This is a genomic window from Propionivibrio pelophilus DSM 12018, from assembly GCF_059569095.1.
The window spans coordinates 21,454-29,979 of record NZ_JCANUT010000050.1 but is presented as its reverse complement, the minus strand read 5'-3'; the positions used below and the strand labels follow the sequence as shown (position 1 = coordinate 29,979).

Genomic DNA, 8,526 nt, shown 5'->3' with positions numbered 1-8,526 from the left:
CACCCGCCCCACTGACGCGGGCATCTGACGCTGGACTTCACGCATCGACACGGCGTAAGGCACTCCTTCTCGTTCGGCCCTTCGCTCCAAAGTGGCAACTACTATGGCCTTTGCTGACTTCTCGCTCCGTGGTCCCACGTCGCCCTTTCAGGCACAAGGCGAGATCTCCCCGGGTAAGAACGCACTCCTTCTCTGCACAACCGCCGGATCTACGCCACCTTGCCTTGATCACGAGAGCTTTACGGTCTTATGCCCGCTCGCCCTGCTCGGCAGCGCCTTCTATCCGATTCTTGTCCATCGGCTCGCAGATTACGATCCACGCTTCCTTCCCACGCTCGGTCGCCCTCACGCAGTTGCGCTTCACTTCGTTCGCTGTGATCAACTCACGGCGGGACTTGCACCCGCAGGAGTGCGCCCGTGCCGGGCGCACAAAAAGAAACAGCCGCAGAGCGATCTGCGGCTGTTTCGTTATGGGCCGGCGTTTTTGCTACTTGTCGTTTGCGTCGTCCTGTGCTTCAAGCCAGAGGGCATTGACGATTGCCAGCAGGACGGCGAAGCCGAGGCCGAGAATCCAGGTGAAGTACCACATGGTTGTTGTTCCTTTCCGTTAATCAGTAGACGGTCTTGTCGTTCTTGACGATGAAGTCGCGGGTGACCTTGCCGGACATCACGCGGTAGGCCCAGCCGGTGTAGGCGACGACGATCGGGGTGAAGATCAGCGCGACCCAGAACATCACGTTCAGCGTCACGTAACTCGACGTGGCGTCCCAGGCGGTCAGGCTGGCCTTGGGCATTTCCGATGAGGGGAGGACGAAGGGGAACAGCGCCACGCCGGCGGTCAGGATCACCGAGACGCAGGCCAGCGACGAGCCGACGAAGGCCAGCAGCGTCCAGCCGGCGCGCACGCAGACGATGACCAGCAGTCCGCCGAGGTAGGCCAGCGCCGGGATCAGCCAGAGGATCGGCATCTTGTCGTAGTTGGCGAACCAGGCGCCCGGCGCGCGGCTGACTTCCTTCATCAGCGGGTTGATCGACGCGCCGATGTCAGCAATCGAATCGATCACGTAACCGTCGATGCGCGAGACCCAGAAGCCGGCGAGCGAGAAGGCGACGAGCAGGACGATTGCGACGATGCTTGCCGTTTTCTTCGCCCGTGCCTGGAGGTCGCCCTCGGTGCGGTGGGCGAGGAAGGTCGCTCCCTGCAGGGTGAGCAGCATCAGGCTGGTGACGCCGACGAGCAGGGCGAAGGGGTTGAGCAACGCCCAGAACGAGCCGGAGTAGAACGAACGCATCGTCTCGTCGAGGCGGAACGGCACGCCTAGGAACAGGTTGCCAAAGGCGACGCCGAAGACCAGCGCAGGGATCGCGCTGCCGGCGAACAGTCCCCAGTCCCAGGATTTCCGCCAGGTCGGGCTGGGCAGCTTGGAGCGGTACTCGAAGCCAACCGGACGGAAGAACAGGGCGAACAGCACCAGCAGCATCGCCCAGTACAGGCCCGAGAAGGCGGTGGCATAGACGAACGGCCAGGCGGCAAAGACGGCGCCGCCGGCGGTGATGAACCACACCTGGTTGCCGTCCCAGTGCGGTGCGATGGTGTTGATCATCACCCGGCGCTCGGTGTCGTCCTTGCCAAGGAAATTGAGCAGGATGCCGACGCCCATGTCGTGGCCGTCCATGATGGCGAAGCCGATCAGCAGCACGCCGACGAGCAGCCACCAGATGAGTTTCAGGGTTTCGTAGTCAAACATTTGCTGTTCTCCCTCAGGCGTTGGTCGGTTGCGGGGTGGTCGGGCCGAGGCGGGCGTACTTGAACATCAGGTACATTTCCACGATCAGCAGCAGCGTGTAGAAGCCGACGAAGCCGGCGATCGAGCCCAGCAGATCGCCGGCCGACAGGCTCGAGGCTGAAAGATGCGTTGGCAGCATGCCGAATACCGTCCACGGCTGGCGACCGTATTCGGCGATGAACCAGCCGCACATGATGGCGATCCACGGCGCCGGAATGCTCCACACGAAGGCCTTGAGGAACAGCGGGTGCTTCTTGTGGGTGTTGTAGATCGACAGCCAGATGGCGATGACGAACAGACCGAGCATCAGGAAGCCGAGACCGACCATGAGACGGAAGCTCAGGAAAAGCGGCGCCACCTTCGGCACGGAATCCTTCGCGGCCTGCTCGATCATCGCCGGCGTGGCCTGGCTGACGTCCGGTGCGTAAGCCTTGACCAGCAGGCCGTAGCCCATGTCGCCCCGATGCTTCTCGAACGTTTCCTTGGCCGCGGCATCGTTCGGGTTCTTGCGCATCGCGTCCAGCGCCTTCAGCGCCTCGACGCCGGAGATGATGCGTTCCTTGTTCTTTTCACGGATTTCACGGATACCGGGCAGCACCTCGGTGGTCGAGCGGGTGGCGATCAGCCCGAGCATGTACGGCACCTTGATCGCCCAGTCGTTGGTCTGCTTTTCCTCGTTCGGCCAGGCCATGATGTTGAAACCGGCCGGAGCGGGCTCGGTTTCCCACATCGCTTCGAGAGCGGCCAGTTTCGACTTCTGCGATTCGGAGACGGCGTAGCCGGATTCGTCGCCAAGCACGATCACCGACAGCGTGCCGGCGATGCCGAAGGCCGCGGCGATGCGGAACGAGCGGCGGGCGAATTCGACGTGCCTGTCCTTGAGCAGGTACCAGGCCGAAATGCCGAGCACGAACAGCGCGCCGGTGACGTAGCCGGCGGCCACGGTATGCACGAACTTCGCTTGGGCGGTGTGGTTGAAGACCAGCGCCGCAAAGTCGGTCAACTCCATGCGCATCGTTATCGGGTTGAAGGTCGAGCCGACCGGGTCCTGCATCCAGGCGTTGGCGATCAGGATCAGGACCGCCGAAAGGTTGGAGCCGAGCGCCAGCAGCGTGGTGGTGGCGAGGTGAGCGCGCTTGGAGAGCCGGTCCCAGCCGAAGAAGAACAGGCCGAACATCGTCGATTCGAGGAAGAAGGCCATCAGCCCCTCGATCGCCAGCGGCGCGCCGAAGATGTCGCCGACGTAGTGCGAGTAGTAGGCCCAGTTGGTCCCGAACTGGAACTCCATGGTGATCCCGGTGGTGACCCCGAGCGCGAAGTTGATGCCGAACAGCTTGCCCCAGAACTGCGTCATCTCCTTGTAGATCGGCTTGCCGGTCATGACGTACACCGATTCCATGATCACGAGGATCCATGACAATCCAAGCGTCAGGGGGACGAAGATGAAGTGGTACATCGCTGTCGCTGCGAACTGCAGCCGCGATAGATCAACGACCGTCGAGTCGATCATTTGCTTTCTCCTGGAGAGGTTGGGATGGGGGGGCGGGAACCGGTGGCGGGGTGCGTCATGGCAGAAAGGCGCGCCGCATTCATATTCCGTGCGGCTGGCGAAGTCCTTGTCGGTCGGATATTGTTGTTTATGATTATTCTCTAATATTGCTGGAGGGCGATCAACCCTATTTTTTTGGTTCTAGCCGAGGTTGCCGGCGAATACAAGTCACCTGGCATGCCGGCGGATCAGGCGGCGCTGACAAGACCATGCCGCCGTGGAAAAGTTCCCGGAGGCGGCCTTGCACCATCGCTGGACATGGTGAGCAGCGGCGATGCAAGAGCGACGCGGCATTTTGCCCGAATCGGGTGCGTCATCGGTAACGGGTTTTCAAGGCGCTGGCCTCGGGGCGTCTTCTTGCACGCTTTTGGGGTGCTCCGTCTGGTGGTATGTTTCCGATCGGGCACCGTGCTGGTGCTGTCCGGGCAGGGGAGGGGAACCGGATCTGTGCGGAAAAAACCTCCCCAGTGTCTGCTGTTTTTCGTATCCCGTTGATTATTCGATGATTCGGTTTTTGGCATGGTAAATGCTAATGAACTGCTGCGAGTTTTCGACAAGATACGAGTGAGTTGCCCCGGCTTGTGTGAGAGCCAGCAGGACCGGCTCGACGACTCGCGGGATTCTCCGGTTAATTCAAACAATATTCCTGAAGGAGTTCTGTTGATGGGCAAAAAAATTCTTCTCGCCGGCATCGGCGCCCTGGCAGTGTTTGGCGGTCAGGCTTATGCGGATCATCTCGTGGCCATCGCTGGGCCGATGACCGGGCAATACGCCTCGGCTGGCGACCAGATCCGCAAGGGGGCCGAGATGGCCGTCGCCGACATCAATGCCAAGGGCGGCGTGCTCGGGCAGAAACTCGTGCTGGAAGTGGGCGACGACGCCTGCGATCCGAAGCAGGCGGTGTCGGTGGCCAACACCATGGTCAACAAGAAGATCGTCTTCATGCACGGCCACTGGTGTTCCAGCTCGACGATCCCGGCGTCCGACGTGTACAACGAGTCGCAGATCCTGATGGCCACCGTATCGACCAACCCGAAAGTCACCGAGCGCGGCCTGAAGAACATCTTCCGCATCATGGGCCGTGACGACCAGCAGGGCCTGGTGGCCGGCGGCTATCTGGCCGATACCTTCAAGGGCAAGAAGATCGCCGTCGTCGACGACAAGAGCGCGTATGGCAAGGGCCTGGCCGATGAAATGGCCAAGGCGCTGCAGGGCAAGGGCGTGAAGCCGGCGTTGCGTGAATCGATCACCGCCGGTGAGAAGGACTACTCGGGTCTGGTCAGCAAGTTGAAATCGGCTGGCGTCGAAGTCATGGCCTACGGCGGCTACCACACCGAAGTCGCGCTGGTCCTGCGCCAGGCGCAGCAGGCCGGGCTCAAGCTGACGGTGATGGGGGGTGATACGATGACCAACACCGAACTGGTCACGGCGGCCGGCCCAGCGGCCGACAATGTCCTCTTCACCTTCTCGCCGGATCCGCGCAAGAACCCGGCGGCGGCCGACATCGTCAAGAAATTCCGTGACGCCAAGGTCGAGCCGGAAGGCTACGTGATGTACGCCTACGCCGCGATGCAGCTCTTCGCGCAAGTGGCCGAGCAAGCCAAGAGCGTGAAGTACGCCGACTTGGAAAAGGCGATGCGCGGCGCCAGCTTCGACACCGTCATCGGCAAGCTCTCCTTCGACGCCAAGGGCGACAACAAGCTGCCCGGCTTCATGGTCTATCAATGGAAGGGCGGCAAGTACGATTACGTAGCCAAGTAATCGTCTTCCGAACGTCACCCCGTTTTCTGCCGGGGTGACGTCTCCAAAGCATCCCCGGTTCCCGGCGTCCGCCGGAAACCAAAAGGAAAAAACATGAGCGAATCCAACAGTAGCGCGCTTCGCGCGGCGCTGCGTGAGGTTTATCGCGCCGACGAAACGCAAATTGTCGAGGCGTTGATCGACAAGGCGCGCTTCACGCCGGAGCAGCAGCAACGGATTTTCGAGCGGGCGCGGCCGCTGGTGCAGACCATCCGCGACAAGCGCCTGAAGACCACCGGCATCGATGCCTTCTTGAATACCTACGACCTCTCGTCGCGCGAGGGCGTCGTCCTGATGTGCATGGCCGAAGCGCTGTTGCGCATCCCCGATACCGAGACCGTCGATCGGCTGATCCGCGACAAGATCGGCAACACCGAATGGGCCAACCGGCTCGGTGCCTCGCACAGCACCTTCGTCAATGCCGGGACCTGGGCGCTGATGCTCACCGGCCACATCGTCGGTCTCGACGGCGCCGAGAAAAACCTCGGTGGCACCTTGAAACGCCTGATCACCCGCGTCGGCGAGCCGGTGATCCGCCAGGCGATCATCACCGCGATGCGCATCCTCGGCAAGCAGTTCGTCATGGGGCGCACCATCGGCGAGGCGCTCGACCGCGCCGCCGGAGCGGAGAAGCACGGCTACCGCCATACCTTCGACATGCTTGGCGAAGCGGCGCGCACCGCAGCCGACGCGCTGCGCTACTTCGAACTCTACGGCATGGCCATCGACGCCATCGGCGCAGCGGGCGGCGGTCGTCCGGCGCTGGAGGCGCCGTCGGTGTCGATCAAGCTCTCCGCCTTGCATCCACGCTATGAAGTGGCCAACGAGGAAGGCGTACGCCGCGAGTTGTGGCCAGCGGTCAAGCAGCTGGCCCTGAAGGCGAAGAAACACAACATCGGCTTCACCATCGACGCCGAGGAGATGGATCGCCTGGAAATGTCGCTCGACCTGATCGAGTTCCTCGCCATGGACTCCGAGCTGGCCGGCTGGGACGGGCTGGGCATGGCGGTGCAGGCGTATCAGAAGCGTGCCTATGCGACGGTCGAATGGCTCGGCGACCTGGCGCATCGCTCCGGTCACCGCTTCGGCCTGCGCCTCGTCAAGGGGGCCTACTGGGACGCCGAGGTCAAGGCGACACAGGAGCGCGGTCTTTCCGACTACCCGGTGTTCACCCGCAAAGGGAACACCGACGTGTCGTATCTGGCCTGCGCCAAGCGCCTGTTTGCCGACCCGGTCGCCTTCTATCCGGCCTTCGCCACGCACAACGCGCACTCGCTGGCGGCGATTGCCGAGATCGCCGGCGACAACAACGAATGGGAATACCAGCGCCTGCACGGCATGGGCGAAGAACTCTATGATGAAGTCGTCGGCCCGCAGAAGTGGGGGCGCGCCTGCCGGGTCTATGCGCCCGTCGGCAGCCACGAGGAACTGCTGGCCTACCTGGTGCGCCGCTTGCTGGAGAACGGGGCCAATTCCTCGTTCGTCAACCGCATTGCCGACGAGCGTCTGCCGATCGAGCATCTGGTCGCCGATCCGGTGGAGAAGGCCGCCGCGCAGGCGATCAAGCCGCACCCCGGCATCCCGCTGCCGCGCAACCTCTTCGGCGCCGAACGCGCCAACAGTGAAGGACTGGACATGAGTGACAAACCCACGCTCGACAGCCTGCGTCGGGCCATCGAACATAGCACCACGGAACATTACGAAGCCCTGCCGCTGATCGGCGGCAAGGGGGTGAAAGGCAAGAGCAGCAAGGTCTGCGCCCCGGCCGACCGGCGCGACGTGGTCGGTTACGTCACCGAGGCGAGCAGCGAGGATGCGGCCGAGGCCATGGCCCGTGCTGCCAAGGCCTTCCGGGAGTGGTCGGATACGCCGGCCGGCGAACGCGCGGCGATCCTCGACCGCGCCGCCGACATGCTGCAGCTGCGCCTGCCGGAGCTCGTCGCACTGATCGTGCGCGAGGGCGGGCGGACCCAGGGCGACGCGGTTTCCGAAGTGCGCGAGGCGATCGACTTCTGCCGCTATTACGCGGCGCAGGCGCGCGAGAAGTTCGCCGAACCGATCGTCCTGCCCGGGCCGACCGGCGAACGCAACACGCTCTCGCTGCACGGGCGCGGGGTGTTCGTCTGCATCAGCCCGTGGAACTTCCCGCTGGCCATCTTCGTCGGCCAGGTCGCCGCGGCGCTGGCCGCCGGCAATACCGTCGTCGCCAAGCCAGCCGAGCAGACGCCCCTGGTCGCCTCGCTGGCCGTGAGCTTCCTGCACGCCGCCGGGGTGCCGGCCGATGCGCTGGCCTACCTGCCGGGCGGCGGACGCATCGGCGCGGCGCTGGTGGCCGACCCGCGCTGCGCCGGCGTCGCCTTCACCGGTTCGACCGAGGTGGCGCGGATGATCGCCCAGACGCTGGCGACCAAGCCCGGCCCGATCGTGCCGCTGATCGCCGAGACCGGTGGGCAGAACGCGATGATCGTCGATTCCTCGGCGCTCTCCGAGCAGGTCGTGCGTGACGTCGTCGCCTCGGCGTTCAATTCCGCCGGCCAGCGCTGTTCTGCGCTGCGCGTGCTGTTCCTGCAGGAGGACATCGCCGACAAGGTGGCGATGATGCTCTGCGGCGCGATGCAGACGCTGCGCATCGGCAATCCGGCTGACATCCGCACCGACGTCGGCCCGGTGATCGACGACGACGCGCGCTACATGCTCGAACGCCATGCGCGCAAGCTCGACAGCTTCGCCACGCCGATCTACACCTGCAAGCTCGACGACGAGTTGACCGCCCACGGCAGCTTCTTCGCCCCGCGAGCCTACGAGATCGACGACATCTCGCGGCTGGAACACGAGGTCTTCGGGCCGATCCTGCACGTCGTGCGCTGGCGCTCGGACCAGCTCGACAAGGTCTGCGACGCGATCGCCAACACCGGCTTCGGCCTGACGCTCGGCATCCACAGCCGCATCGACGAGACGATCGAGCGCATCACCCAGCGCCTGCACGTCGGCAACACCTACGTCAATCGCAACGTCATCGGTGCAGTGGTCGGCGTGCAGCCGTTCGGCGGCGAAGGCTTGTCCGGGACCGGGCCGAAAGCCGGCGGGCCGCACTATCTGTACCGCTTTGCCTGCGAACGGACGCTGTCGGTGGATACGACGGCATCGGGCGGCAATGCGGTGCTGATGTCGCTGGACAAGGGAGACGAATAGATCCAACTGGCCTTTTGCCGTGTATTTCGCGCGCCGGGCGGGTAAACTGCGGGCCGGCGCTGATCCGGAGGGGCGTTGGCCTGCTCCGGACGCGAAAAACACAGAAACAGGGAACAACCCCGATTTCGTCATTCCGGCGCAGGCCGGAATCCAGGAATGCGACTGCTGGACACCGGCCTGCGCCGGTGTGACGACGAA

General features: G+C 63.8%; 5 protein-coding genes. 2 read left to right on the top strand and 3 right to left on the bottom strand.

All coding sequences use genetic code 11. The features are described 5' to 3' along the window. Positions 1–487: 487 nt before the first annotated feature. From cydX to BO74_RS16520, 3 genes are read right to left on the bottom strand one after another with little or no spacing between them, the layout of a single operon-like run. Positions 488–589 carry a cytochrome bd-I oxidase subunit CydX gene (gene cydX, locus BO74_RS16530; protein WP_496443740.1) on the bottom strand — a complete coding sequence of 34 codons (102 nt, stop codon included), beginning with the start codon at positions 587–589 and terminating at the stop codon, positions 488–490. A gap of 22 nt (positions 590–611) precedes the next feature. Further along, the gene (gene cydB, locus BO74_RS16525; protein WP_496443738.1) at positions 612–1,748 is read right to left on the bottom strand and encodes a cytochrome d ubiquinol oxidase subunit II; all 1,137 of its coding nucleotides are present in this window, start codon (positions 1,746–1,748) and stop codon (positions 612–614) included. Between the two features lie 13 nt (positions 1,749–1,761). Next, entirely contained in the window at positions 1,762–3,297 is a 1,536-nt protein-coding gene (locus BO74_RS16520) for a cytochrome ubiquinol oxidase subunit I (RefSeq protein WP_496443736.1), read from the bottom strand. 702 nt (positions 3,298–3,999) lie between these two features. On the opposite strand from BO74_RS16520, the gene BO74_RS16515 reads away from it, so the two are divergent. Continuing rightward, on the top strand, positions 4,000–5,097 hold the full coding sequence (locus BO74_RS16515) for a branched-chain amino acid ABC transporter substrate-binding protein (protein ID WP_496443734.1): 1,098 nt from the start codon (positions 4,000–4,002) through the stop codon (positions 5,095–5,097). Positions 5,098–5,190: 93 nt separating this feature from the next. Beyond that, the gene (gene putA / locus BO74_RS16510) at positions 5,191–8,328 is read left to right on the top strand and encodes a bifunctional proline dehydrogenase/L-glutamate gamma-semialdehyde dehydrogenase PutA (protein ID WP_496443732.1); all 3,138 of its coding nucleotides are present in this window, start codon (positions 5,191–5,193) and stop codon (positions 8,326–8,328) included. The last annotated feature ends 198 nt before the right edge of the window (positions 8,329–8,526 follow it).

Excerpts from the sequence above, each read along its gene's own strand:
- BO74_RS16515 (WP_496443734.1), top strand. The coding sequence starts at position 4,000 with ATGGGCAAAAAAATTCTTCTCGCCGGCATCGGCGCCCTGGCAGTGTTT.
- cydX (WP_496443740.1), bottom strand. The coding sequence starts at position 589 with ATGTGGTACTTCACCTGGATTCTCGGCCTCGGCTTCGCCGTCCTGCTG.
- BO74_RS16520 (WP_496443736.1), bottom strand. The coding sequence starts at position 3,297 with ATGATCGACTCGACGGTCGTTGATCTATCGCGGCTGCAGTTCGCAGCG.
- putA (WP_496443732.1), top strand. The coding sequence starts at position 5,191 with ATGAGCGAATCCAACAGTAGCGCGCTTCGCGCGGCGCTGCGTGAGGTT.
- cydB (WP_496443738.1), bottom strand. The coding sequence starts at position 1,748 with ATGTTTGACTACGAAACCCTGAAACTCATCTGGTGGCTGCTCGTCGGC.